General features: G+C 47.1%; 24 protein-coding genes. 15 read left to right on the forward strand and 9 right to left on the reverse strand.

Features of this window, described 5'->3' with window-relative positions; genetic code table 11:
• Positions 1 to 35 precede the first annotated feature (35 nt).
• Together ACKTT9_RS13455 and ACKTT9_RS13460 are read left to right on the forward strand one after the other, a co-directional pair.
• A complete protein-coding gene (locus tag ACKTT9_RS13455; RefSeq protein ID WP_407871989.1) occupies positions 36 to 953 on the forward strand; it encodes a nucleoside hydrolase in 918 nt (305 codons plus the stop codon).
• An 89-nt stretch (positions 954 to 1,042) separates the two neighbouring features.
• A complete protein-coding gene (locus tag ACKTT9_RS13460) occupies positions 1,043 to 2,422 on the forward strand; it encodes a sedoheptulokinase (RefSeq protein WP_407871990.1) in 1,380 nt (459 codons plus the stop codon).
• A 35-nt stretch (positions 2,423 to 2,457) separates the two neighbouring features.
• Here ACKTT9_RS13460 and ACKTT9_RS13465 read toward each other — a convergent pair whose 3' ends face one another.
• The 3 genes from ACKTT9_RS13465 to ACKTT9_RS13475 are packed head-to-tail and all read right to left on the reverse strand — an operon-like array spanning position 2,458 to position 6,209.
• On the reverse strand, positions 2,458 to 3,555 hold the full coding sequence (locus ACKTT9_RS13465; RefSeq protein ID WP_407871991.1) for a GerAB/ArcD/ProY family transporter: 1,098 nt from the start codon (positions 3,553 to 3,555) through the stop codon (positions 2,458 to 2,460).
• Between the two features lie 35 nt (positions 3,556 to 3,590).
• Complete coding sequence (locus ACKTT9_RS13470; protein ID WP_407871992.1) at positions 3,591 to 4,685, reverse strand: Ger(x)C family spore germination protein; 1,095 nt, start codon at positions 4,683 to 4,685, stop codon at positions 3,591 to 3,593.
• 27 nt (positions 4,686 to 4,712) lie between these two features.
• On the reverse strand, positions 4,713 to 6,209 hold the full coding sequence (locus ACKTT9_RS13475) for a spore germination protein (RefSeq protein WP_407873032.1): 1,497 nt from the start codon (positions 6,207 to 6,209) through the stop codon (positions 4,713 to 4,715).
• A gap of 181 nt (positions 6,210 to 6,390) precedes the next feature.
• On the opposite strand from ACKTT9_RS13475, the gene ACKTT9_RS13480 reads away from it, so the two are divergent.
• From ACKTT9_RS13480 to ACKTT9_RS13490, 3 genes are all read left to right on the forward strand, one after another.
• Positions 6,391 to 7,122, forward strand: a complete 732-nt coding sequence (locus tag ACKTT9_RS13480) for a phytanoyl-CoA dioxygenase family protein (protein WP_407871993.1) — start codon at positions 6,391 to 6,393, stop codon at positions 7,120 to 7,122.
• Between the two features lie 36 nt (positions 7,123 to 7,158).
• Entirely contained in the window at positions 7,159 to 8,013 is an 855-nt protein-coding gene (locus tag ACKTT9_RS13485; protein WP_407871994.1) for a helix-turn-helix domain-containing protein, read from the forward strand.
• A gap of 114 nt (positions 8,014 to 8,127) precedes the next feature.
• A complete protein-coding gene (locus ACKTT9_RS13490; RefSeq protein ID WP_127449419.1) occupies positions 8,128 to 8,760 on the forward strand; it encodes an SGNH/GDSL hydrolase family protein in 633 nt (210 codons plus the stop codon).
• 10 nt (positions 8,761 to 8,770) lie between these two features.
• Here the strand turns inward: ACKTT9_RS13490 and ACKTT9_RS13495 are convergent, their stop codons facing one another.
• Positions 8,771 to 9,601 (reverse strand): helix-turn-helix domain-containing protein, encoded by an 831-nt coding sequence (locus ACKTT9_RS13495; protein WP_407871995.1) that lies wholly within the window; start codon positions 9,599 to 9,601, stop codon positions 8,771 to 8,773.
• Positions 9,602 to 9,689: 88 nt separating this feature from the next.
• A complete protein-coding gene (locus ACKTT9_RS13500) occupies positions 9,690 to 10,454 on the reverse strand; it encodes a phytanoyl-CoA dioxygenase family protein (protein ID WP_407871996.1) in 765 nt (254 codons plus the stop codon).
• 240 nt (positions 10,455 to 10,694) lie between these two features.
• Between ACKTT9_RS13500 and ACKTT9_RS13505 the strand changes: the two genes are divergently transcribed.
• The 3 genes from ACKTT9_RS13505 (at position 10,695) to ACKTT9_RS13515 (ending at position 14,634) form a co-directional block, all read left to right on the forward strand.
• Entirely contained in the window at positions 10,695 to 12,326 is a 1,632-nt protein-coding gene (locus ACKTT9_RS13505) for a putative bifunctional diguanylate cyclase/phosphodiesterase (protein WP_407871997.1), read from the forward strand.
• An 809-nt stretch (positions 12,327 to 13,135) separates the two neighbouring features.
• Positions 13,136 to 13,558, forward strand: a complete 423-nt coding sequence (locus tag ACKTT9_RS13510) for a VOC family protein (RefSeq protein ID WP_127449426.1) — start codon at positions 13,136 to 13,138, stop codon at positions 13,556 to 13,558.
• 107 nt (positions 13,559 to 13,665) lie between these two features.
• A complete protein-coding gene (locus ACKTT9_RS13515; RefSeq protein ID WP_407871998.1) occupies positions 13,666 to 14,634 on the forward strand; it encodes a quinone oxidoreductase family protein in 969 nt (322 codons plus the stop codon).
• Between the two features lie 81 nt (positions 14,635 to 14,715).
• On the opposite strand, the gene ACKTT9_RS13520 is transcribed toward ACKTT9_RS13515, so the two are convergent.
• Positions 14,716 to 15,486 carry a DeoR/GlpR family DNA-binding transcription regulator gene (locus ACKTT9_RS13520; protein WP_407871999.1) on the reverse strand — a complete coding sequence of 257 codons (771 nt, stop codon included), beginning with the start codon at positions 15,484 to 15,486 and terminating at the stop codon, positions 14,716 to 14,718.
• A gap of 204 nt (positions 15,487 to 15,690) precedes the next feature.
• Between ACKTT9_RS13520 and ACKTT9_RS13525 the strand changes: the two genes are divergently transcribed.
• From ACKTT9_RS13525 to ACKTT9_RS13545, 5 genes are all read left to right on the forward strand, one after another.
• Positions 15,691 to 16,905, forward strand: coding sequence for an MFS transporter (locus tag ACKTT9_RS13525; RefSeq protein ID WP_407872000.1), 1,215 nt, complete (start codon positions 15,691 to 15,693; stop codon positions 16,903 to 16,905).
• Between the two features lie 161 nt (positions 16,906 to 17,066).
• Positions 17,067 to 18,125 carry a Gfo/Idh/MocA family protein gene (locus ACKTT9_RS13530; protein ID WP_407873033.1) on the forward strand — a complete coding sequence of 353 codons (1,059 nt, stop codon included), beginning with the start codon at positions 17,067 to 17,069 and terminating at the stop codon, positions 18,123 to 18,125.
• Positions 18,126 to 18,155: 30 nt separating this feature from the next.
• The gene (locus ACKTT9_RS13535) at positions 18,156 to 19,016 is read left to right on the forward strand and encodes a sugar phosphate isomerase/epimerase family protein (RefSeq protein WP_407872001.1); all 861 of its coding nucleotides are present in this window, start codon (positions 18,156 to 18,158) and stop codon (positions 19,014 to 19,016) included.
• Positions 19,017 to 19,056: 40 nt separating this feature from the next.
• The gene (locus ACKTT9_RS13540) at positions 19,057 to 19,923 is read left to right on the forward strand and encodes a sugar phosphate isomerase/epimerase family protein (protein ID WP_407872002.1); all 867 of its coding nucleotides are present in this window, start codon (positions 19,057 to 19,059) and stop codon (positions 19,921 to 19,923) included.
• A 176-nt stretch (positions 19,924 to 20,099) separates the two neighbouring features.
• Positions 20,100 to 21,143 carry a glycoside hydrolase family 105 protein gene (locus tag ACKTT9_RS13545; protein ID WP_407872003.1) on the forward strand — a complete coding sequence of 348 codons (1,044 nt, stop codon included), beginning with the start codon at positions 20,100 to 20,102 and terminating at the stop codon, positions 21,141 to 21,143.
• Between the two features lie 64 nt (positions 21,144 to 21,207).
• On the opposite strand, the gene ACKTT9_RS13550 is transcribed toward ACKTT9_RS13545, so the two are convergent.
• The 3 genes from ACKTT9_RS13550 to ACKTT9_RS13560 form a co-directional block, all read right to left on the reverse strand.
• Positions 21,208 to 22,116 (reverse strand): AraC family transcriptional regulator, encoded by a 909-nt coding sequence (locus tag ACKTT9_RS13550; protein WP_407872004.1) that lies wholly within the window; start codon positions 22,114 to 22,116, stop codon positions 21,208 to 21,210.
• A gap of 1,344 nt (positions 22,117 to 23,460) precedes the next feature.
• Entirely contained in the window at positions 23,461 to 23,895 is a 435-nt protein-coding gene (locus ACKTT9_RS13555; RefSeq protein WP_407872005.1) for a hypothetical protein, read from the reverse strand.
• A 14-nt stretch (positions 23,896 to 23,909) separates the two neighbouring features.
• A complete protein-coding gene (locus tag ACKTT9_RS13560; RefSeq protein ID WP_407872006.1) occupies positions 23,910 to 24,509 on the reverse strand; it encodes a TetR/AcrR family transcriptional regulator in 600 nt (199 codons plus the stop codon).
• A 197-nt stretch (positions 24,510 to 24,706) separates the two neighbouring features.
• Here ACKTT9_RS13560 and ACKTT9_RS13565 point away from each other — a divergent pair, with 197 nt between their 5' ends.
• Positions 24,707 to 24,895, forward strand: coding sequence for a hypothetical protein (locus ACKTT9_RS13565; protein ID WP_315949026.1), 189 nt, complete (start codon positions 24,707 to 24,709; stop codon positions 24,893 to 24,895).
• Between the two features lie 61 nt (positions 24,896 to 24,956).
• Positions 24,957 to 25,160, forward strand: coding sequence for a hypothetical protein (locus ACKTT9_RS13570; RefSeq protein ID WP_407872007.1), 204 nt, complete (start codon positions 24,957 to 24,959; stop codon positions 25,158 to 25,160).
• The last annotated feature ends 31 nt before the right edge of the window (positions 25,161 to 25,191 follow it).

The following is a 25,191-nucleotide window of genomic DNA, read 5'->3' on the forward strand; positions in this document are numbered from 1 at the left end:
CCAAGCAAACAAGCATTCAAGGGAGGCACCGCTCAATGATTTCATTTCCGAAAATAACGCAAGAAAAGCTGCTGCAGCGCTTAGCTCATCCTGGCAAAAAAGTCCGCATGGTGCTGGATACGGATACTTATAATGAAATCGACGATCAGTTCGCTGTCGTTTATGCATTGAAATCCCCTGAGCAGCTGCAGATTGAAGCTTTTTATGCGGCGCCATTTCATAATGAATTATCAGACGGGCCAGCCGATGGCATGGAGAAAAGCTACCGCGAACTGCAGAAAATTTCTGCACTGCTGCCGGAAATGTCCGGCATTCCGATCTACCGCGGATCGACGGGATATTTATCCGGAGCCGAGACGCCGCAAGAAAGCGAGGCGGCGAGAAATTTGGTGGAGCGGGCGATGGCCTCTCCTGAGGACGATCCGCTTTATGTAGTGGCGATTGGCGCCATAACGAACGTCGCTTCCGCGATCTTGATGGAGCCGCGCATCATCGAGAAAATCGTCGTCGTTTGGCTCGGCGGACATGCTTTGCCTTGGCCAGATACAAAAGAATTCAACCTTGCGCAGGATTTGCACGCATCTCGAACTATGCTCAATTGCGGCGTGCCGCTTGTGCTAATTCCTTGTATGGGCGTCACTTCGCACTTGCTTACAACGCTGTCGGAAGTGCGGGAGTTTGTGAAGGACCAGGGAGAGATTGGTAAGTATCTCTATGAAACTTATGAGAATTGTGCGAAAGACCATTTTGCCTATTCGCGTGTTATTTGGGATATTGCGACGATCGCATATCTGATCAATGAAAGCTGGCTGCCCAATGAGCTGGTGCACAGCCCGATTCTGTCGGAAGATTTTCGCTACAGCTTCGATGCTTCGCGGCATTTTATTCGTTATATTCACTTTGTTCGGCGTGACCGTGTGTTTAAGGATTTCTTCAGCAAGTTGGGAAGCTGACAGAGGTATGCTTTATGGGAATCCCTCCATCCCTTGGATGCGGGGGATTTTTTGCGGTGAGGCCATTTGTATTTGAGAGGAGCAAGCTTATGTACTTAGCCGGAATTGATATAGGCACAACTTCCATATGTCTCATCGTGGCCAACGCTGAGGATGGGCGCGTCATCCGCATGGCGTCCACCAAAAATGATGCGGCGCTTCCTTCGAAGGAATTTTGGGAACGTACCCAACAGGCGGACAGAATTGTCCAGTTGGTTCAATCGTTAATAGAAGAATGTCAGGACGACTGGGATGCTGTGCGAGCAATCGGGATCTCCTGTCAAATGCACGGCGTGCTGTATGTAAGCAAAGAAGGCAAGGCAGTTAGCCCGCTTGTGACTTGGCAGGATGGCCGAGGCGAGCTGCTTTTGGAATCAGGCCGATCGTATGCCACGGAGTTAAGTGAACTTACCGGCTTTGATTTACATACCGGATATGGCTTAGTGACTCATTATTATCTGACCAAACAGGGAAATCTTCCGAGCGGTGGAGTGAAGCTGTGCACGATTGGCGATTATGTGGCCATGCAGCTATGTGATGAGAAAACACCTCGCATCGACAGTTCCAATGCGGCAAGCATTGGTCTATTCACGCTGCCGAACAGGCAATTTGACAAAGATCAGTTAATCGCAGCCGGGATGGATGCTGAATTCCTGCCGGAACTTGTCCACCATACGGCTATCGCGGGAGATACGGCAGATGGGAAAAAAGTGCTGTGGGCAATCGGCGATAACCAAGCCAGCTTCTTGGGTGCAGTATCTTCCTTTCAAGGAACCTTGCTCGTGAATATCGGGACAGGCTCACAAGTGTCCGTCTACTCGTCGGCATATTTCGAAAGCCCTCATTTGGAAACACGTCCATTCATGGATGGCGGGTATTTGCTTGTGGGAGCTTCGCTCAGCGGTGGGAAATCGTATGAGCTGCTGGAGCAATTTTTCCGTGAGGTTTGCCGCACATTCGGTTTACTGGATGATAGAAGCTTCTATGAAACTATGAATCGACTGGCGGAAGAAGCTCTCATAGAGTCAGTGCCTGCCCTCAAGGTAGGGACCCAGTTTTACGGAACCAGAGAACATCCGTATAAGACGGGAAGCATCGAAGGGATCAGGCCGAATAATTTTCATCCTCAGCAGCTGATTGTCGGCTTTCTTCATGGCATCTTGGATGAGTTGGATGGATTTACGAAGTGCCTCCCTGCAGAGCTCCATGAGCAGTTAACAAGATTGGCCGTATCCGGTAATGGGATACGCAAGAACAGAGCTATGCAGCAACTGGCCAGCATCAAATGGCAATTGCCGCTTATGTTCCCCAGGGTGAAAGAGGAAGCGGCATTTGGCGCTGCTGTTCATGCCGCAGTGGGAAGCGGCCTATATAGCGACTATGCGGAAGCACTTCAGAGGATGCAAAAGAGCGATTCGGATGATCGCTAAACTGGCCAGTAAGCACGCAGCGTCGGGGAGCCATGCTACTGACTCCCCTTTCTTTTAAAACGCGTAACGATCAGCATCACGGGGATGAACACGGCAGTGAAGTAGATGCCCGTCAAGCCATAGAACGAATTCGTTAATTGCAATCGTTCATGATCTTTGACAATTAGCTGCCCGGCGATAAACAACACAAGGATGATGATCAAGGATATGCGAGGATTCGCACGGATTGAAAGCTTCAAGCTGTGAGTAGCCGACCACAAGCCCAGCGAGATATTGGCCAGCATTTTAACAAACCAAATGGAGATTATAATATATTCCACTCTTTGCATCAAAGGAAATTCAACAATCGAAATCATATTCAGCGTAGGCCAAATGGTGTGAATAATTTGGCCTTCGCTGTAGTACATAAATGCAACGAGAGCGACCAGCATGTACATACCAATGGCGATGACAATGGACAATTGCGCCCATTTTTGTGATTTGGCTTGCTGCTCGATAAATGGATACATGACCAAAAGCACTTCAAATCCTAGAAAGTGAGGAAACATGGTTTCGGTAGACTTGAGGATTTGCACCGTCGAATGATTGAAGACAGGAAGCATGTTTTGCGGATGCAAATAGGGAATAACCATAAGTGTCAGAGGTGCAATAAATAGAAAAATACTGCAAGTTGCCCAGAAGCTTAAGCCGGTAACCGTTCGAAAACCACCAGACACCGTATAGTAAATGAGTACAAGCGCAACCAGCGTAAGTGGCATCATTTGCATGTAGGGAAATATCCAAACCTGTACGACTTCAAGGTAGGTTCTAAATGTACAGAAAGCGCCAAAACTGAAATACAACGCAATGGCCAGGTTAAAACCAGTCCCAACAATTTTACCGAAATAGCGGCGGTTAATGGACACAATCGTTGTATCTGCTTGATTACTGCTCGATAGAATCTTATACATCATCCAAATAATGAGATGCACGGTAGCGGCCGCAATTAAAATAGAAAGCCAAGCATCATACCCGGCATCTTGGACCAGATCACGCTGAAAATACATCATACCGGCATCGATCACACTGGAATAAATAATGAAGCTAAGCAGGTAAGGAGAAACAGTGAACTTTTTATTTATTTGTTGATGCATGGTTGTCGTTTCCCCCTTGTAACGTAAAGGCCTGCTTATAATTCCCCAACACCGCTTTGCTCGATAGACAAATGAACAGTAACTTGTGTCCGCAGCTTCGGGTAAGTGGCATAGAAATCTTTTTCATTCCAGGTCCTTGTCCGGCTTCTGACGAAATCGCCAAGTCCGATCGGATCTACCTGCTTGGACTGGCACAGCGCAATAAAGTCCTGGGCTTCTTTTTCTAAATAGCTGCCTAATTGCCGTTCGAATGCATCCCTTTGTTCCTTCGTATTCAAGTGCAGCCAGGAAGGGGTATCCTTGATTAATACTCTGACCCTAAGCCCTATCTCAACGATTGGTTCAGAGGCCGATGTGTTGTAATGGTAATTTGCTTTTGAAGCAATGCTTTTCATTAACACATAATCGTGAATCGTCGAATTGTCGTTGTCCGCTTTCATTGGCATGAGTAAGTTTCCATTTCGAGAAGATTCCGTCAATAACTTCAGCAGGAAGGCTTCCCGAATGCTGACTTTTGTCACGAATTTATCTTGTTTAAATAGCGCTAAACCGTCAATTTTCACTGAGCCTCTTTCAACGTTGAAGTAGGGCAGGAAAATATCGCGACCCTCCCCGTAATAATTAAATAAGAGATATTTAAAATTCATTTTGGGCAGATTGCCCGTTTGAACGTTTTGCTCAACCATTCGCATCAGATAAAGCGATTCCTGGGCTTTGTTGGCGACTTCCATCATTTTAGAAGCTTCTTTATCCGTTACACCCATTTGAACTTTGCTGGCAATCTTCGGATCTCGGCAGAAACCGCTGATCACAGGGCCGATGCCCATCTCTGCATACGTTTTTGAGAAAAGCACCATGCCCATCTGTCCGTATTGAATCGTTTTGCTGGTTTTGGTGTTTAACCGGGGGATCATATCGAAGCTGGAGTCAGATTCGGTCAGCAAGAGCTGCGAGCTGGCTTTACCTTTTTCTATATAGCTGGTCAAGATGACCGAGCAAAGTGAACGATCACCCACTTTATCATAACCGGCTGTTTGAACAAGCTGTATTTTATTGATGATTTGCTGGTTGCTGCTGCATCCAACGGCAATTACACAGGAAATCAGCGCCATAGCTGCTTTATAGACCATTCACGCACACTCTCCTTTCCAGCTCGTTCACTCCTGCTCCCAATCGGTTTTCTTTTTCCTGGGTTTAGGCATATATCGGAGTATGGTTTCCGGCTTTAGATAGGATTGTCTTTTATTTGTATATTGATAGGAGGAACGGATAAAGCTGTCTCTTAGATCCTTGGGCCGCAGCGGATATAGGGGTACGGTGTAAGGACTTCCCAACGATGTCAGTCTTGTAATATGAATCAGGATAAAGCAGATCCCGAATATCATACCGATCGCTCCCCAGTACGAAGCCATAATAATGACAGGAAATCGAAGGAATCGGATCGTATTTGACATTTTGTAAATAGGTGTTGCAAATGAAGCCAACGCGGATAAAGACACGATGATGATTAAAATGTTACTTGTTAATGCGGCTTCAACGGCCGCTTGTCCGACGATGATACCGCCGACGATACCGAGCGTTTGACCGATCTTGGTGGGCAGCCTGGCTCCGGCTTCGCGAAGAAATTCAATCGTGATCTCCAGAAATAGCACCTCTAGAACCGGAGAAAACGGCACATTTTGCCTGGAGAAAATAAGGGGCTGCAACAAATCCTTGGGAATGACTTCGTAATGGAACGTTGTAATCGCCGTATACAAAGCAGAGGCAAAAAGCGAGAAAGCAACACCCAATATGCGAATGATCCTGAAAAACGAACCCAATATCCAAGGCAAGTAATAGTCTTCCGGCGAAATGAAGAAATCGTACAACGTCGAAGGTCCTGTAATAAAATAGGGGGACCCGTCGCTAATGACGGCAACCTGGCCGGAAATTAAGGAATAGATGACTCGGTCCCTGCGCTCTGTTGATACAAATAAGGGGAAAGGGGACAACGAGTTGTCAGAAATAATCTGATCCAACTGTGCAGTATCGAAGACCACTTCAAAGTCGATACTGCTAAGCCGCTGTTCAATAATAGCCACGTTTTCCTTGCTCGTGATCCCGTCGATATAGATAATAGCCACTCTGGAATTGGATAAACTGCCGATCGATATCGTTTTTATGATCAGGTTAGGCAGTGCGAACTGGCTGCGAATCAGGTGCAGGTTGATGTCAAGGTCCTCGACAAAGCCGACCTTAGGCCCAACCACACTGAATTCATTATCCGTATCATTGCTTTTTCGCAGCCCTGCTTTGCTGATTAATGGAATAAGGGCGCACAAAGCATCATGCTCATGCTTTTGGATAATGGCATATCCCTGGTAAAGTTTCGATTGGATATCCGCAATTTGGTCGGTAATCTGGATGCCTTCAATGGTTATGAGCTGTTTTAAATCATTCAGTTGTTGAATTTCCGCTCCAGCCGCGTTATTTTCAATTGCACGAAGCAGCTGCTCTTGTAGAAGGTGCTCATCAATCAGAGTTTTATAATAATGAATGATTAGCGGAGGTTCCGTGAATGCAATCGTGCTGCTGATAAAGTCGCTGGACCTTTGAGCAAGCAGGAGCAATTGTTCTATGTCTTCGGCCTTCGTATTCAGCATCGCGCATGTCATCCATTCTTCCTTTTTGTTGGTATTTTTTGTTATTTGCTGTTTTTTATGCATCTTCCTTCATCTTCGTTTCGACTTTGACCTTAACATACGCTAACTTCTAAGTAAGATAAGATGAGTCCTCACCCTGCATCAGAAGTATAGTAAACATGTAAGCAATGCGAAGCTAGGGAGGCATGTTGAGATGAGCCAATTAACGAAGGAAGAAGTCGCTTTTTATAAAAAGAATGGGTACCTGCTGCATCATAAACAGCTGTTTTCTGCGGAGAAGCTGGCTGAATTAACCGCTATTTTCGAGGATCAACTGGCCCAGAAAGGAAGCAAGCTGTCCGATGAATTAGATACGCCTCATTTTCGCGACGAAAGACTTCTCAAGTTCCTGCTGTCGGACGAAGCGCTCGATTTGGTGGAACCGCTGCTAGGACCAAATATTGGATTGTGGTCCAGTCATTTTATATGCAAAGATCCATTGCTCGGTCGAGCAACGCCTTGGCATGAAGATTCCGCTTATTGGCGGGGACGTGTAGACCGGCTAGACAAAATCGTAACCATTTGGCTCGCCATTGATCCTAGCAGCAAAGCGAACGGATGCATGCAGGTGATTCCCGGCACCCATAGTAATGGATTCTCCGAGTATGAGTCGGTTGACAGCGCGAAAAATCTCTTTAGCACGCAAATCAAAAATTTGGATACCTCCAAAGCCGTTCACTTTGAACTGGGCAGAGGAGAGTGCTCGCTGCATGATGCGCGGATCGCACACGGTGCCGACCCGAATAGGAGCGCTGACCGGCGCTGTGGATATACGATGCGCTATTTTGCAACAGATACGAAGGTGTTTCCAGAGAAAAACAAAAATTTCAAGGTGTGGTTGGCTAGAGGGAAAGATGTAGCAGGAAATCAATATGCCAATGTGTAATAGTGCTTAAAACGAGAGGAGCAGGAGCGGATGCGGATGCGTAGAAAAGATCAGCCAGAGCGATTAACAAGCGAAAAGTTTATTCATCCGTCCAAGTCCTTTCATATCTACACACAGCATGTGGATCGGCTCTGCGAGCTGCATTGGCATGAATTTTATGAACTTTGCTTTGTATGTGCGGGGCATGGAAGAAATGTTGTCAACGGTGTTTCTTACGACCTGCGTCCCGGCAGCTTGTTTCTGCTGACCCCGGCTGATTTTCATGAAATCGGCCCTCTTGAGAGCGAAACGCTGCATTTGTACAACCTCGTGTTCTCCGACAATTTATTTAGCGGGGAGCTGAAAACGTTATTTTTCCAAGAAGCGGGAGACTTTCGGAATGCGGATATGCGGGAGAGTTTTGAGAAAATCGAAGATGAGTTTCGTTTGATTTGGGAAGAGTCCCAGCATCAAAAGATGGGGCATACACATATCGTGAAAGGGTCGCTGGAACGTATTCTGCTCTATATCGCCAGAGCAACTTCCGCAGCCAAACGGCAGGAGGAGAAGATTGCGCACCAGAAGCATCCCGATGTGCAAAAAGCGCTTCTTCATATCCATCATCATTTTCGGGAAGGAATATCCCTAGAAGAAGCTGCCAAGCAGGCTGGTCTGGCTCCGAATTATTTCTCCCATGTTTTCCGCAAAACAACAGGTATTCCGTTCCAAACCTATTTACAGAATCTCCGCTTGAAATTTGCCAAGTCATTGATTATTTCCTCCGATTATCCGATTACGGAAATCTGTTATGCTTCGGGTTTTCAAACTTTAACGCATTTTGAACGCGTATTTAAGCAGCGCTTTGGGCAAACGCCGAGAACGGTTCAGAAATTGCGCTCCTCCGAATGTTGACTAGATTATTTAGTCAGATGTTACAATTGATAGCCCTTATAGCCTGTGCTATACTCTAGGCAACTTTTGGTAAATTCCAAAAGGGTCAAGGGATAAAGGGGAGGAAACATTCACATGTCAGCATGGATTGGTCAAGGGGATGTCGTTTTATTTCAAGGGGACAGTATTACGGATGCAGGACGTGTTCGCGACAACGGGAATGATTTGGGTAGAGGTTATGCCTTGATGGCAGCGGCTCAATTCTCGGCTAAATACCCGGAAAAACAAGTGCAGTTCCTTAATCGCGGAATATCAGGCAATCGTGTTGTGGATTTGCAGAAGCGCTGGGATCAAGACTGCTTGAATTTGAAGCCTGATTTAGTATCCATTTATATTGGGATTAATGATACGTGGAGACGTTATGATCGTAATGATCCGACCTCGACGGAGAGTTTTGAAGCGGGATACCGTGATTTGCTGACGCAAACAGCCGAAACAGGCGCAAAAATTGTGCTCATTGAACCTTTCGTGCTGCCCGTACCCGAAGATCGCAAGCAATGGAGAGAAGACCTCGATCCCAAAATCACGGTCGTCCGTGAATTAGCCAGAGAGTTCGATGCACGTCTAGTGTGTTTGGATGGCTTATTTGCTCAAGCTTCTACGAGAGCTGAAAGCGCATTCTGGGCGCCGGACGGCGTACATCCATCTCCTGCTGGACATGCTTTGATTGCCAAAGCTTGGCTGCAGGCTGTTGGCGCTATCGAGTAAACAGAAGCCTCTATTCATTCAGCCATAAACCGTACTGCTGGCGGTATTGCATCGGAGTTAGACCGGATTTGGCTTTGAACATTCGTGTAAAATAGTTGGCATTCTCCACGCCAAGCTCATAAGAGATTTGAGAGATCGGCTTCACGCTTGTAGCGAGGAGCCTTTTTGCTTGCTCTATTTTTAGGCTATGTACAAAATGGAGCGGGGCTTGGCCGGTTTGTTTAATAAACAACTTGCGCAAGTGGGAATCGCTAAGCTGAACCAGCTCGGCAAGTTCCCTGATCTCAGGCATGCGGCTCGGATGCGAGAGCAGATAATGAATAATCGTATGAATGCGGTTGTCCATGTGGGTATAAGGTGAAATCGGCTGCTCCGGCATCTCGCGATTCATTAATTCATAGAGAATACGCAGGAGAGAAGACTGCATGAGCAGGGAAATCACCGGGGAGTTGTCCCCGATATGGGTCAGCATATCACGAATCGGGGATTGCACATTGTGCAGTGCCTGATCGAATACGACAGGTAAATTAAGTACATGCCCCCAGCTCCGATTGCTAAGGAGAGAAATTTCGGCGTCAAAATTAATGCTCGTTAGCGCAAGCTCGCCGGTAATCGCATGGTAACTGATATCTGTATGAGCGGGCAGGATGCAGATATGGCCTTCCTTACAGGTGTACCGGATATGATCGACTTCCAGCAGAAAACTGCCTTGCTGGACAATCCATAGAACGGAATGATGCAGCGTTCGGTGGCTGGCCTGCCATTTGTAATCCAGCTCATACTGTTTAATATGCAAAAAACGAATGTCCAGAGAGTCAATGATTAATTGATAGGAGTTCAATGTACCAGCCACCTCGCTTCGAGTTCCGTTTGTCTTTTTAGCCCATTGTAGCATGAGGGTTTGCATGAAAAAAGAACTTCTTATCCCCCTATTTCTGCGGTACGACGCCTCGAATGGCTTCATTCCGGTTAGGTCTGTCTTCGCCGTGTACCAGATAGGTGCGGATACGCGTTGTATCGCCGCCCCACTCCTCCATCAGGAACTTCACTTCAGGCGTTGTATAGCGCACAGAGAAAGCTACGCGTGGGATGTTGGAGCTGTTTTTTTCAGAGCCATGGAACGTTGCTTCATTGAAAAAAGCGATTTGACCAGGGGACATTTCGAGGTCAACGGCTTTCGACTCATCGATCGCTTCCGCTGGCAAGCCTTCCGAGAAGGCACTCTGATCAGTGCCTGTTGAGACATGCGCAACATGCGCTTTGTGAGTTCCTGGTATGACTCTTAAACAGCCGTTCTCACGGATGGACCAGCCGAGGCTTACCCAAGCGGTTGCATTAATCGCAGGCTCCATGGGCCAATAATTGATATCCTGATGCCACGGAATAAACTTATCGTTATTAGGTTCCTTATACCAGAAATGCATCGCCCACAGAACGAGGTCCTCGCCAAGTATTTGCTTCATTGCTGCAATAATGCTTGGATGGGTGGCTAATTCGTAAGCCCAATAATGGTTTTGATGCCAGGCCGATAGGTTTATTTTGGTTGGACCGGGTTCGTACTTCGACTGCTGGATGACATCAAAAAAACGATTATAGTACATATCGGCTTCTTGCAGCGATAATCCTTGCGTGGGACCACTGTAGCCTTCCTCGCGAAATTGCTCAATAGAAAACGGATTTCCTTTAGTAATCATTCGCAAAACCTCCATTAGGATTAGTTTGGAATTACTTATAAACTTATTGTAAGGCGACACATTCGGAAAAATAAGTGATGAAAACGATTATGAATAGCACAAAACGATTATTTGCAAGGATCCTGGTGAAAGTCGCCAATCGCCAAAATGGGAGGAATAACGATCGTGCTTGGCGAATCGTATAAGTTGCAATTTTCAAGCTTTAGATGAGGACGTTGTGATGGGTAAAGGGGTCAACGAATGAATAAATTACTAGATGCAAGCTTACTCCTACACATGCTGGATGATATTGAAGACTCGATTTACATCATGAAGGTGGAAGGCGCTGATTTGAGGTACTACTATGTAAATCGGGCAGCTACACACTTCAGCGGGAGAACAATGGAAGACGTAGGGCTGACATTTTTTGATACGAATGCAAGTCATATGGCCAACTATTTACATAAGAAATATATGCGGGTGGTCAAAGAGCGGCGTACGGTTAAATATGAAGATGGTTTTGTGCTGCCCAACGGTATGTTAAGCGGGGAAAGCATTCTCACTCCTATTTTTGATGAAAATGATAATCTGACCTATATCTTCACCGTAACGCGTGACATCACAGAACGCAAAATCCATGAGAATTTGCTTTATGATTATGCTTATCATGACGAACTCAGCAGGCTGTACAACCGGAGATACTTGTTGGAACATGTGATGCATCCAGCTACCTTATATTTACTTGACTTGGACGACTTCAAAAATATCAATGATATGTTCGGACATGATGTAGGGGATACCGTTCTCGTAGAGGTTGCGAATCGTCTCATTCAACAGTTCGGCACGGATTATACACTGGTGCGTCTAGGCGGAGATGAGTTTATTGTTGTTGCTAATCAGGAATCCGGGCCAGCGGAGCAGACGGCAAGTACCATCATTCAGCTCTTCCAGAAGCCTTTTAACGTAAATGATCGGCAAATGAAGTTAAGCGTAAGTATTGGCGTATCACTGAGAGTCGAAGAGGAGACCATTCAGACCCTGCTTAAGCAAGCGGATATTGCTTTATATAAGGCGAAAGGGGCCGGCAGAAAAAGCTTTCATATTTACGAAGCCGCTTACAAATATGATCATGTCGAAAATTTTATCCATGAGCTTGCGCTCTCTCAGGCGATTGAAAAAGAGGAGCTGTATCTGCAATATCAGCTGATCTATCATCCGGCGAAGCAAGCGGTGATTGGAGCGGAGGCGCTTTTGCGGTGGCATTGCGGCAGTAGGGGGATCGTTCAGCCCAATAGCTTTATCCCGGTTGCTGAAGAAACAGGGTTAATTGTCGATATCGGGTACTGGGTTATTCGGCAGGCCTGCAAGGATTGGCATCTTTTAAAAGAGATATATGGCGCTGAGTTTAAACTATCGGTCAACATTTCCAGAGTTCAGTTGAATGAAGAGGATTTCGTTGAGCAGCTTTTGAACATCATAGGGGAAGAGGAAGTAACTCCTCATTCCATCGAACTTGAAATCACGGAAAGCACGACAGTGCATTCCATGCAAGAGGTTCAGCAAACCCTCCATCAGCTGCGTGCGCATGGTTTTACCCTTGCTTTGGACGACTTTGGAACGGGTTATTCGTCGCTGAGCATGTTAACCTTACTGCCGATTGATAAATTGAAAATTGACAGATCTTTTATTGCGGATGGGAATGCGCCGTTAATTGCAGCGATGCTCGCTATGGCGAACGCGCTTAAGCTGCAAGTGATCGCTGAAGGCATTGAAACGTATGAGCAGTACGTGATGCTGAAGGAAATGGCCTGCTGGGGTATCCAAGGCTATTATATCAATAAGCCGACTGATCTTCATTTGCTTCCGAAGCATGTGGAGTTGGGGGCGGGATAGTGGTGTTCAAAAAGACCTTCCAAGGTAAAGTGTGACCTTGGAGGGTCTTAGCTGCTCATCCCCTCTCAAAAGTAGCAAATAGCGTCATCTCAGTCCGTTAGCCGACAGCAACTTATGCTCGCGGGCGTAAGAGGGGCTAAACAGAAACAGGAATCAAAGAACACCACCACCACCAATAATAGCCAACTAGTTAAAGTACCCCGGATCCCATCAATAGTACCTCTCCCGTCACCACTCCCCAAGTAGCTAATATTCTGTAACGGACCCAGCAGCCGTTATTTTGCCAAATTCGACTGAATTTGAGGGCTAACGGACTGAGGCGTCGTTATTTATGGATTTTGACACTGTTTTAGGCGGGTTTATGCTCAATAACATCTCTGGAGTCCGTTAGCTGCTCATTCTCTCTCAAAAGTAGCAAATAGCGTCATCTCAGTCCGTTAGCCGAAAACAACTTATGCTCGCGAGCGTAAGAGGGACTAAACAGGAATCAAAGAACACCACCGCCACCAATAAAAGCCAAAAGCCAACTAGTTAAAGTACCCCGGATCCCATCAATAGTACCTCTCCCGTCACCTCTCCCTATGCGACTACTACTGGGGTGAAATCCGGTGGGGGGTATTCGCGTGTGTGCCAACGAACATAAATCTGACAGGCGCTCACGAATTAGAAAGCAGGACTGCTTGCACTATAGCAAGTCTCATTACGTGCAGGAAACTTAGTTACCTCGAGGTAAGTCATTTTCTAACATCTGGCTATCAGTTATACTCGTGAAGGTAGGGCATGTACTGATGACAAAGGAGGCTTTTCAAGTGGGGACAAATGAGAAAATAGGCGGCGGTGGCTTTCACCACCTTGCGTTAAGAGCGAATGATTTTGAAGCGACGGTGAAGTTTTATACCGAAGGCTTAGGTTTTACGGAAAAGACAAGCTGGGGCGAAGGGGATAAGCGAATTACTTTGCTGGACTCCGGGGACGGCAACTATATGGAGGTTTTTGCTGGTGGATCAGGCGAAGTGAAACCGGAAGGTTCCTACTTCCACGTTGCTTTCCGCAGCAATGACGTAGACAAAGCAGTTGCAGCAGCGGTGGCTGCTGGTGCGGTGGTGACGGTGGAACCGAAAGATGTTGTCTTAGGCAGCAATCCTTCGACACCGGTTAGAATCGCCTTTGTCAAAGGCTTGAATGGTGAAATCCTTGAGTTTTTCCAAAGCACGGGAGAAAACCCGTTGTAACATAATGAGCTCTCCTCTTCAGTTCAACTGGATTGGAGGGCTTTTTTTGTAATAAAGAGGGGGTGTGATACAATTTTGACGATAGACGAGTCATTTGGAGGGAAACGATGAAAGCATTAATATTTGAACAATTTGGCGGACCGGAAGTGCTTCGGTATGCAGAGATTCCTGACCCTGGCCTGGCGTTAGGACATATTATTGTTAGGACCAAGGCAGTTGGACTCAATTTCGCTGATGTTTATCGTAGACGGGGAAACTATCATTTGGCGGGAAAACCCCCTTTTATACTAGGATATGAGGGTGCTGGGGTCGTTGAACAAGTTTCACCGGATGTGACGCATATTCAGGTTGGCGACCGTATCGCCTTTTGTGATGTTCCTTTTGCGAACAGCGAATTGGTCGCTGTGCCTGTTGACCGGGCAATACCGGTGCCATCCGATATTACCTTCGAACAAGCCGCCGGCCTCCTTCTTCAAGGGATGACGGCGCATTACTTAGTCAATGACAGCTATGCCGTTCAGGCAGGCGACGATGTCGTCGTTCATGCCGCGGCAGGAGGCGTGGGACAATTATTGATTCAAATCGCCAAGAGCAAAGGGGCAAGGGTCATCGGCTTGACTTCCTCGGAAGCCAAACAGGCGGCCGCGCTGCAAGCTGGCTCAGATGTTGTATTCGGTTACGACACGGAGTGGACGCAGGAAGTGATCCGCTTTACGGAGGAGAAACAAGGCGCTAACGTTGTTTATGATTCCGTTGGCTCAACGTTAATGGAGAGCTTTGCGGCTGTAAGAACGAAGGGGACTGTCGTGTTCTATGGCATGGCGGGAGGAGATCCGCCGCATGTAGATCCAAGAATGCTCATGGATTCTTCGAAGACGTTAACCGGGGGCGATTTGTGGAACCATGTGACCACTTTGGCCAATCGGATCGAGCGTGCAGAGGCGCTGTTTCAAGCACTGCGCGAAGGCATCATTCAGATGGGCGGCCTGACGAGCTTTCCTTTGAAGGATGGCGCTGAAGCGCATCGCCTCATTGAAAGCAGGCAGAGCACCGGGAAAATTTTACTCATCCCATAACCAATAGGCCATTTCATCACGAAGTGAATGTACTTCTTCGGGATGAGATGGCCTTATTTTAATAGGGGACTGCAGTTCCGCCTATTCTTGCATGAACCCTCTGCGAACCTCAAGCCCTTGCTCAGAATACCTCGCAATTAACTGATCGTCGGCCCCGGTATCAGTAATCAATAGATCAATCTCTTTCAGCGAAGCAAATGAAATCAGCGCAGTTTGATCAAATTTCGTATGATCGGTAAGTAGAATCTTTTTCTTCGAGGCTTTGATCATTCGCTTCTTCAGCTCCGCCTCATCCCGGTGAAACACGGAGATGCCTCGTTCCAAGTCGATGCCCGTGCATCCCAGGAAAGCAATATCGACATTAAGCTCGTCGACCATTTGGATGGCGCTTGGCCCAATAATCGTATAAGTGCCTTTGCGCCGGTAACCGCCTAACATGCACAACTCGATATGAGCGCTTTCCGCCAAAGCAGCGGCAATCTTCGTATCGTTCGTAATCACAGTTAGCGCGCGGTGTTGGATGAGCTTCGCAAGCTCCAGCGTCGTTGAGCCTCCATCGAGCAGGATGATTTGGCCGTCCTCAATCCACTGATAAGCCTCTGCGGCGATCTGTTCTTTCTCTGCTTGCTGGCGAACTCTTCGTTTATGAATCGGCAGCATCGAATTCGAGCTTTCGACGAGAACGGCCCCACCGTGTACTCTTTTCAAAATACCGGAAGCTTCTAATTTCTCTAAGTCCTCACGAATCGTTTTCTCGGTTACCTGATAGGCTTTGCTCAGCTCAGAAACCTTGATTGAACCTGCCTGATTCAGCAGCTCGATGATTTTGGAATGTCTAACCTCGGATAACATCGTTCCCCCGCCTTCTATTGTATTCCCTGAAAAATTGTTACGTGCATTTGTGTTTGTTCTTGTTTGTTTGATTGGTCATTTGAGTATATCAAAATTGGCAGCAATAATATACCCAAGCTCACACAAAGAAAGCCCATAGGCAATCCACTTCGAATCAGGTATCTTGTTGAGATTGACACATCGCAGACGGAAACGAGGTACTTCATGATGAATCATCTTTGGAAAAAGCTTACGGACATTAAACTGCCCTTTTGGGTCATGTTTATGAATACTTTCAGCATGGCGGTTGGCTTTTATATGATGATTCCGCTGCTAGCTTCCTACTTGCTGCACGATTTGCTGCTGAGTGTGACGATCGTGGGCGTCATTTCGGCTATACGCAGTCTTAGTCAACAGGGGCTTTCTGCCTTTTGCGGCACCTTGGCTGATCGGCTTGGTTATAAGCGGACGATTTTGGTCGGATTGTTGATTCGGACCTTTGGATTCGGAATGTTCGGCTTCGTTGATCATGTGCCTGGCTTGATTATTGCCTGTTTTTTCTCCGGCTTGGGCGCGGCGTTGTTTCAACCTGCCAGCTATGCGTATTATGCAGCGCTATCGACACCTCAAAATCGGATCACCGTTTATGCGATTCGTGAAATGCTGAGCAATTTGGGTTTTGTCGTGGGACCCGTTGTGGGCGCACTTTTAATGGGGTTTCATTTTAAATATGTGAGTATGACGGCGACGCTGATTTTTGTCTTTTCCTTTTTTTTAAGCCTTCTTTTATTGCCGCGAATTAAAATTGAACAAAAACCGCAGGACGCTCGCATGCTGCCGCAAATGAAAAAAGTGCTTCAAAATCGTGCTTTCCGCCGCTTTATGGTGTTCACCATGATATCGTGGTCGCTTGTCGCGCAGCTCTATATGGCCATTCCTTTCCGCGTGAATCAAATTGCGCCAGATGCAAATATCGGCCTGATATACTCTTGCGGAGCCGTCGTTATGGTGCTGCTTCAGGTTCCATTTGCCAAGCTGGGCCAATCGAAAATGCAGCCCTTCGGCGTGCTGTCACTCGCAACATTGCTGCTTGCTGCCGGACTTTTCACCATTGGGATGACGGGGTCCATGATCGGGATTTATGCTGGGGTTATTGCGTTTATGATTGGCCAAGTTTTTTTGCAGCCGATGATGAATACGATGGTGTCTGAGTTTGCAGGGAGCGGGAGTATAGCCAGCTATTTCGGTTTTAATAGTTTTGCACTGTCTATCGGCGCTATGCTCGGTAATGTGGGAGGCGGTTATTTGTACGATTTGGGGACGGTGCTTGGCTGGCGTGCACTTCCTTGGATTTGTTTCCTGCTGTTTGGTCTTATGAATATTTTCTTTATGCTAAAAGAGCAAGGACGCCGGACAGACTCGAAAACGGTGTCGGTGTAGATCGAGAAATGGATCTGGCGTAGCTTTCTAATGACGCTGGGTGATTTTTGATTTTGAACAAATAGTCCATGCTCTTGCTCATCCTATACATTCAACCTGGGCGAAAACCATGGTATCCTGAGTTTATAAGACAACCAAGGAGGCAAGAAATTGCTATGAGTATGAACAAGTTGAATATTGGTGTAATTGGAGCAGGTTCGATTTCCGAAATGCATTTCGAGTCCTACGTGAAACAGGCAAACGCTAATTTATACGCGGTGTGTGATCTTAATCGTCAAAGAGCTGAAGATAAAGCAGCCAAATATAACATAGAGAACATCTACACGGATTACCATGAATTGCTCGCTAATCCAGAGATCGATGCCGTTAGTATTTGTACATGGAATAATACGCATGCTGAGATTAGTATTGCGGCTTTGCGCGCAGGCAAACACGTTCTAGTTGAGAAGCCGCTCTGTAAAACCGTTGAGGAAGCGCTCCGCATTCAAGACGCTGTACGTGAATCGGGGAAAACGCTGCAAGTAGGTTTTGTCCGCCGGTATGATGCCAATGCTCAATTGGTCAAATCGTTCATTGATCACGATAATTTAGGTGAAATTTATTATGCAAAAGCGTCTTGTATTCGCCGTTTAGGCAACCCTGGCGGTTGGTTCGCGGATTCGGAACGTTCTGGCGGCGGGCCTTTGATCGATATCGGCGTGCATGTCATCGACTTATGCTGGTATATGATGGGCAGACCGAAACCGGTTTCCGTCAGCGGGAATACGTATAATAAGCTTGGGAACCGTGCGAATGTTCGCAATCTTTCCTTTTACAAAGCGGCTGATTATGATGTAGCCCACAATACAGTTGAAGACATGGCGAATGCCTTGATTCGTTTTGAAAATGGTGCATCTTTGCTGGTTGATGTCAGCTTTACGCTGCATGCCAAAAAAGATGAGATCGCCGTTAAGCTTTATGGGGACAAGGGTGGCGTGGAAATTGAGCCTGAGCTTGTTTTTATCACGGAAATGCACGATACGATTCTGAATGTATCTCCACAAACGGATGCGAAATCGATCAATGTGCCGCAGGCTTTCCAAAATGAAATTAATCACTTCATCGAGAGCTGCCAAACGGGCAGTACCCCGATTAGTCCTGTTGAAGACGGCGTTAACATGATGAAAATGTTGTGCGGTATTTATGAATCAGCTGCGAAAGGCCAAGAAATCAAATTATAGTCCGGTAGAAACTAGCATGGAGGTACTCACATGAAATTGGGCGTTAGTACGTATAGTTTATTTCAAGCGCTGAAGTCCGGCGAAATGGACATCATGGCGGTCATCGATTGGATTGCGGATCAAGGCGGAGAGCACGTTGAAATCGTGCCTCTGGGCTATGATTTGCCCGGTAATTTTGAGTTGGCGGATCGCATTCGCGAAAAAGCGGCATCACGCGGCATCGAAATTTCCAATTACGCGATTGGCGCTAATTTTCTAACGGATTCCGAAGAAGCTTATCAGCAGGAAATTGAGCGGGTAAAAGGTGAAGTGGATCTCGCGGCGAGACTCGGCGTCAAAAAGATGCGCCACGATGTCGCGCAAAGCGCGGACCGTTCGATTGCCAATTTCAATAAACAGCTGGATCGTATGGCCGAAGCTTGTCGTCAAATTGCTGACTATGCGCTGACTTATGGCATTACGACAAGTGTTGAAAATCATGGTTATTTTGTGCAGCACAGTGACCGGGTTCAAGCGTTAATCCAAGCGGTTGACCGTCCGAATTTCCGGACGACACTGGATGTGGGCAATTTCATGTGTGCGGACGAGAACTCAGTGGCAGCTGTGAAAAATAACATTTCCTTTGCCTCAATGGTCCATATCAAAGATTTTTATCTGCGTCCGTCTCATCAAAATCCAGGTCAAGGCTGGTTCCAGACTTTGCAGGGGAATTACCTCCGCGGCGCTATTGTAGGACACGGAGATATCGATATGAGAGCAGTGCTGCGCGTTATCAAGGACTCTGGTTACGACGGTTACATTTCCTTGGAGTTTGAAGGGATGGAAGAGTGCAGAACGGGTACGTTGATCGGGTTGCAAAATATTAAAAGACTATGGGAAGATATGGAATAGGCAGTCATTCATAGCTTTCTGAAAGGTGTTGACAATTCGAATGAATCCAATTGGTATCATGGTGGACAGTCTCCGGCTTGGCGTGCGGGACGGTTTGAAGAAAGCGAAAGAGCTTGGCGCTGACGGGGTGCAGATTTATGCCGTTTCCGGCGAGATGGACCCGGCTAATTTATCATCAGGAGCACGCAAGGAGCTGAAAGATTACATTGCCTCTTTGGGGCTTGAAATCTCAGCACTGTGTGGAGATTTGGGCGGTCATGGTTTCCAGGATGCTTCTGTGAATGCGGAGAAAATTGAAAAATCCAAGCGTATTCTGGATCTTGCCGTTGAGCTTGGCACCAAAGTGGTCACAACGCATATCGGTGTCGTACCTGAGCAAACCAACGATCCGATCTATGAGACGATGCACCGGGCTTGTGAGGAATTAGGGGTATATGCCAAAAGCTTGGACGCTTATTTTGCCATCGAAACCGGTCCAGAACCTGCAGCGCATTTGAAAAGCTTCCTGGATTCCCTGTCTACCAACGGAGTTTCGGTTAACTTCGACCCTGCGAATATGGTTATGGTAACAGGGGATGATCCTGTTCAAGGTATTATCACGCTGAAAGATTATATCGTCCATACGCACGTAAAAGACGGCGTTCGCTTGCGCCAGGTTGACCCGCGAGAAGTGTACGGCTCTCTGGGATACAAGCCGATGAGCCATGAGCAAATCGCCGAGGACGCTACGTCCGGGCTTTATTACCGTGAGCTTGCGTTGGGCGAAGGGCATGTTGATTTCGCGCGATACTTCCAAACGCTGCGTGACATTGGCTACAAAGGCTACTTGACGATTGAACGTGAAGTTGGCGAGCAGCCGGAGAAGGATATTGCCAGCGCTATTGCATTTATACGGAAATATCAATAATAAAAGTAGGACTGAGGATATGATGTTATCCTCGGTCTTTTTTTGTGTGCAGGTCTGGACTTTTCCCCACTTTTTTAAGACTGAAGCCCAAGCGTTTAGGAGTTAATTGATGGTAAAGTGGTTCTATAAACAATTAATCTTATGGGCTTGTGTATATAAAAAGGAGCTGAATTTTCTTGACATTATCAAACACTGCGCAAAAGGTTTGGCAGGAAATGTTGCAAGATCACACCGGAAATTGGGGCATGGACATTGAGCATTGGGATTGGGTGCCGGGTGTCGGGTTGATCGCGATGCTTGACTATTATGAAGCTACAGGTAAGCCAGAAGTTCTGTCTTACCTGAAGCAGTGGATCGAGCGGAATAAGGAGAAGGCGAAAGGAACGAAGGTGATTAATTCGATCGCCCCGTTTGCCATTTTCCCTGCCCTGTACCGGCTTGAGGAAGACGTATGGTTCCGGGACGAGGCCGTTCGGATCGCGGAGTGGATGATCGCGGAGGCGCCTCGTACGAGGGAGATGGCCTTTGAACATACGGTAACGGAAAATGCGGTATTCTCCGAGCAGGTGTGGGCAGATACCCTATTTATGGCCGTATTGTTCCTGGCTCGGACAGCGTCTCTTGTTGGCAGTACGAAATATGCCGAGGAGGCGCTGCAGCAGGTGCTTATTCATCTCAACGTGCTGCAAGATGAGAGCAGCGGTGTGTTGTTTCACGGATGGAACTGCGACTCCGCGGATCATATGTCCGCTGCACGGTGGACACGGGCCAATGCGTGGGTTGCCGCAGGTGTTCCATTGATCGTGAAGGAGATCGGGCAGCTCACACCTATTCCTGATGAACTTAAAAAGAGATATGAACGCTTAATCTCCGGTCTTATTTCTTATCAACAAGAGGACGGTTTGTGGAGCACAGTGATGGATCATCCTGACTTTTACCGGGAGGTTTCCGGTAGTGCGGGGATCGGCTATGGCATTCGAAAAGCGATGGAAATCGGTCTCATCGAACGTAATGACCGTTATCAGGCTGCTGCTGATCGGGCGTTGGCCGCAGTACTTACCTCCATTTCGGAGGATGGTGTCGTGTCTGGCGTGTCTGGAGGCACTCCGGTCATGAAAAGCATCGCAGCGTACCAAGAGATTCCGCAGTATCCGACTTTGTATGGGCAAGGACTTGCGCTCATGCTGTTAGCTGATACTTGCCGGGATTCGGGAGAGTAAAGTAAGTAAATAAGCCAGAAGGTCTATTCAGACTTTCTGGCTTGTTTTATTTGAAGTTGTATTTTCAATTTAAAGTTCGGGTACCACTTACTGTTTCCTTGCGATACTGTTTGGGAGTAAGGGCAGTACTTTTTTTGAACACGCTAAAAAAATGCGAAATATCACCGAATCCTGTGGCCGCCGCGACTTCGGTGACAGGTAAATCCGTTTCAGCAAGCAGTCGTTTTGCCTTATTCAATCGATAGTCGGAGAGGAACTGTTTCATTGTGCTGCCTGTGGTTTCTTTGAACAAGTTAAACAATCTGGAGCGCGAAACGGGAAAAAACTCTAGCAGGTCTTCAACATGCAAATCCTCTTGATAATGCGCAATCAAGTAAGAGAGCACATTACCGATCAACTGCTCATCTTCCGACCTATGGGAGCTTGCAGCATCATGATGTAAACCAAGCAGCAGGAGGAAAAATTCTGCCAGGCATTTTAGCACATTGAGTTCGAAGTGCGGCTTCTTGTCTTTTAGCGTTTGTTCCAGCTCGGCTAGCAGCATTTGCAGCTGATCCAACTGTTGAACGGACAAAAAGTGATGGCTTGACTCAGGGTGCATCGCTTTTAAGAATCCAGAGATCGACAAGTCTGTCGTTTGACAAAGCGCGTGAATGCCCTCCATATAAGATTCATCGATGGAAAGGACATATCTGTGGAAATCCTGATCTAGCACATGATAGGGACGATGAATGACGCCTGGTTGGATGACTGTCAGTGTGCCGGCGTGCAGGGGATACAATTGATCACCGGCAATGTAAGAGCCTGTCCCTCGGAGTACAAAATAAAACTCATACCCATTATGGGCATGCAGCAGCTGTTGATGAAGCGGCGACTTGCGGAGCTCGCAGTGCACAGGATAATTCGCCAGAAAATGATTCGTAAAGTCGTCAATGGCGTAATTACGAACTGTTGCGGGAATCGTTGTGCTCACGAAGATCGCCTCCTTGTTCTCACTAGCTGCATTTACTATACGAGATTGGTTTGCGAGTAGACAAGCTTTTTTTAGTAGCTCCTGAATTTCGGCTAACGGACCGAGCGGCCCTTATATGGAAGAAATATGGCTCTGCGGAATTCTAACGGACGCCAGAGCCGCTATTCAGCTAATATCGTGAAAATTGGCTATGGATTGGCCAAATAACGACACTGGAGTCCGTTAGAGTTGAGAAATGCTCGATTTAGTGCGAATAACGGCTGTGAGGTCCGTTACAGAGCAGTGGCTACTTGGGTGGGGCAGACGATTGAGTCACTGTGGGTTGCATACGAAGGGTTGGTGGGTTGGGTCACTGTTGCTCGCATATGGAGGAGTGCGGTTGAGTTACTGCGGGGAGTGTGGGAGGGAGGGGGGAGTAGCTGAATGAGTGGGACGGTGGAGTTGATGGACGAACTGCTAATTGGTGGGTTCATGGCACTTAAACTAGTTGGCTATTTAAGCGGTATTCTTACTTAAACCGCAAACCTTACCTGCTGCGAGCCGGAGCTGAATTTCAGCTAACGGACCGAGCAGCCCTTATTTGGAAGAAATATGGCTCCGCGAAATTCTAACGGACGCTAGAGCCGCTATTCACGCTAATATCGTGAAAATTAGCTATGGATTGGCCAAATAACGACACTGGAGTCCGTTAGAGCTGAGAAATGGTCAATTTAGTGCGAATAACGACTGTGAGGTCCGTTACAGAGCAGTGGCTACTTGGGTGGGGCAGACGATTGAGTCACTGTGGGTTGCATACGAAGGGTTGGTGGGTTGGGTCACTGTTGCTCGCATACGGAGGAGTGCGGTTGAGTTACTGCGGGGAGTGTGGGAGGGAGGGGGGAGTAGCTGAATGAGTGGGACGGTGGAGTTGATGGACGAGCTGCTAATTGGTGGGTTCATGGCACTTAAACTAGTTGGCTATTTAAGCGGTATTCTTACTTAAACCGCAAACCTTACCTGCTGCGAGCCGGAGCTGAATTTCAGCTAACGGACCGAGCAGCCCTTATTTGGAAGAAATACGGCTCCGCGAAATTCTAACGGACGCCAGAGCCGCTATTCACGCTAATATCGTGAAAATTGGCTATGGATTGGCCAAATAACGACACTGGAGTCCGTTAGAGCTGAGAAATGCTCGATTTAGTGCGAATAACGGCTGTAAGGTCCGTTACAGAGTAGTGGCTACTTGGGTGGGGCAACGATTGAGTCACTGTGGGTTGCATATGAAGGGTTGGATGATTGTCATCGTAATGACCCGCGGCGAACAGGAGGCGTGGGAGCTGCAGAGGAACTGGGGCAGCTGCCCACTCAACCCGCCAAATAAATAGAAGCCAAAAAAACAAGCTGCAAAACCGTGCGGACCGGTAAGGAAGGCGTAGGCTCCCCGCCAATCGTTAATTTATGGCGAGCAGCCCGCACATTGGCGGGGAACATGGCGATGAGCAGCACCATCAGGCAAATGGAGGCGATACGGGATGTGGCTGGAAACAGGATGGCGATTGCAGCGGCAATTTCCAACCAACCCGTGACGGTGACGATCAAATCAGGTCTTGGGAAAGCCGGGGGCACCATGCGGATGAGGTCCGGCCGTCTTTTTCCCCAATGAGCAGATGCTGTTAGCAGCAGCATGACAGCGACAGCGCCCTGCATAGGCGTATGCCAGCCTTCAAAATGGGAGACGCCAAGCAATCCGAGTACCCAAAATATCAGATAGGAGACAATCAAGGCATAAAAAGGAATCATTGCAAATCCTCCTTCTATTTTTTCAGTAATTGTGTCATCATCCTGGCGAAATCCTCGAGTTGAAACCCCGCAGTCACCATCGGAATTGTGGAACGGACGCGTAATCCGAGAGAAAGAAGAACAAACAAATCGGCTGTTTTATCGGCATCCACCGATTCCGGAATAACTCCATGTGATTGGCCGGTAACGATCCATTCCTTAGATACCTGCACGGAGCGTTCATAGTACAGCTTAAGCGTTTCGGCAACTGCCGGCTGATCTTCTTTACCGAGCAAATAGATCAAAACTTTGTTGGTCACTTCCTGTGCATCGTCCAGTGCTCGGAGATTTTCAAGGATTTTCTGCATCGGTCCTTCGAACGTTGCGCCGCCTTGCTGCACGACAGCCTGAAAGCGTTCATTGGTTGTATCCAATCGTTCCTGCAGCACCCAGGCGAAGATTTCATCTTTACTTTTCACATAATGGAAAATAGCGCCTTTGGACAAACCGGAGCGGTCCATAATGTCCTTCATGGTGATCGCCTCACACCCTTTTTCCCGGATGAGCTCTTTGGTTGATGTCAGCAGAACTCCCGTTGTTTGCTGCCTGCGCTCCTCTTGTTTCAATAAAATCACTCCTTTTCATGTTTCTACAATATCTCCATTATAAATACCGACCATCGGTTTGTAAAGACCGAGAATTCGGAGGAATAACTTCCACAAATTGGATTGGTTTTTGAGCATCTCGGACGGACAGAAAGGTGGTATCAACTTCGAAGAGTATACGTTGTCAGGTATAAACAACATACTGCAGCATATAGGGGTCGTACATCTTGCAAAGACGAAAAGCAATTCGTGGTATATTAGAAAAAATGCTGTGGTTCTGCCCTGTACTTATTATCGCTATCGGAAGTCTTCCAGACGTTGCGGGAAGCATGTGGTGGGATGCGTTCGGGGTGCTTTTATTTGTAGCTATCCTCATCATTTGCGGAACAGGTTTGCAACAAAAAGAAGAAAATTAATATATTTATAATAAAAAATTAATGTTTATACTCTATCATGGATCTAAGGGAGTGATAGATTATGACATCTTCTTACTTCGATCAATGGTTGGATGAGTATAATGATTATCTTAGGCTCTATGAGATATTTGGAGATAAGGAATATTTAGACGAAGCTGTAGAAATTCGCAATAGTTTGCAAGTGATTGTAGCTAGGGCCGAAAAACATAAATCAATCGTTTCGAAGGTGATGAGCAGCCAGATGCACGCATATGGCAACGCCTAACTCTTTTGAAACGAAAAACAGACTCTAGCGC

The sequence above is a fragment of the Paenibacillus sp. P36 genome, assembly GCF_045866505.1.
GTDB lineage: Bacteria > Bacillota > Bacilli > Paenibacillales > NBRC-103111 > Paenibacillus_E > Paenibacillus_E chondroitinus.

Excerpts from the sequence above, each read along its gene's own strand:
- ACKTT9_RS13455 (WP_407871989.1), top strand. The coding sequence starts at position 36 with ATGATTTCATTTCCGAAAATAACGCAAGAAAAGCTGCTGCAGCGCTTA.
- ACKTT9_RS13460 (WP_407871990.1), top strand. The coding sequence starts at position 1,043 with ATGTACTTAGCCGGAATTGATATAGGCACAACTTCCATATGTCTCATC.
- ACKTT9_RS13465 (WP_407871991.1), bottom strand. The coding sequence starts at position 3,555 with ATGCATCAACAAATAAATAAAAAGTTCACTGTTTCTCCTTACCTGCTT.
- ACKTT9_RS13470 (WP_407871992.1), bottom strand. The coding sequence starts at position 4,685 with ATGGTCTATAAAGCAGCTATGGCGCTGATTTCCTGTGTAATTGCCGTT.
- ACKTT9_RS13475 (WP_407873032.1), bottom strand. The coding sequence starts at position 6,209 with ATGACATGCGCGATGCTGAATACGAAGGCCGAAGACATAGAACAATTG.
- ACKTT9_RS13480 (WP_407871993.1), top strand. The coding sequence starts at position 6,391 with ATGAGCCAATTAACGAAGGAAGAAGTCGCTTTTTATAAAAAGAATGGG.
- ACKTT9_RS13485 (WP_407871994.1), top strand. The coding sequence starts at position 7,159 with ATGCGTAGAAAAGATCAGCCAGAGCGATTAACAAGCGAAAAGTTTATT.
- ACKTT9_RS13490 (WP_127449419.1), top strand. The coding sequence starts at position 8,128 with ATGTCAGCATGGATTGGTCAAGGGGATGTCGTTTTATTTCAAGGGGAC.
- ACKTT9_RS13500 (WP_407871996.1), bottom strand. The coding sequence starts at position 10,454 with ATGATTACTAAAGGAAATCCGTTTTCTATTGAGCAATTTCGCGAGGAA.
- ACKTT9_RS13505 (WP_407871997.1), top strand. The coding sequence starts at position 10,695 with ATGAATAAATTACTAGATGCAAGCTTACTCCTACACATGCTGGATGAT.
- ACKTT9_RS13515 (WP_407871998.1), top strand. The coding sequence starts at position 13,666 with ATGAAAGCATTAATATTTGAACAATTTGGCGGACCGGAAGTGCTTCGG.
- ACKTT9_RS13520 (WP_407871999.1), bottom strand. The coding sequence starts at position 15,486 with ATGTTATCCGAGGTTAGACATTCCAAAATCATCGAGCTGCTGAATCAG.
- ACKTT9_RS13525 (WP_407872000.1), top strand. The coding sequence starts at position 15,691 with ATGATGAATCATCTTTGGAAAAAGCTTACGGACATTAAACTGCCCTTT.
- ACKTT9_RS13530 (WP_407873033.1), top strand. The coding sequence starts at position 17,067 with ATGAACAAGTTGAATATTGGTGTAATTGGAGCAGGTTCGATTTCCGAA.
- ACKTT9_RS13535 (WP_407872001.1), top strand. The coding sequence starts at position 18,156 with ATGAAATTGGGCGTTAGTACGTATAGTTTATTTCAAGCGCTGAAGTCC.
- ACKTT9_RS13540 (WP_407872002.1), top strand. The coding sequence starts at position 19,057 with ATGAATCCAATTGGTATCATGGTGGACAGTCTCCGGCTTGGCGTGCGG.
- ACKTT9_RS13555 (WP_407872005.1), bottom strand. The coding sequence starts at position 23,895 with ATGATTCCTTTTTATGCCTTGATTGTCTCCTATCTGATATTTTGGGTA.
- ACKTT9_RS13570 (WP_407872007.1), top strand. The coding sequence starts at position 24,957 with ATGACATCTTCTTACTTCGATCAATGGTTGGATGAGTATAATGATTAT.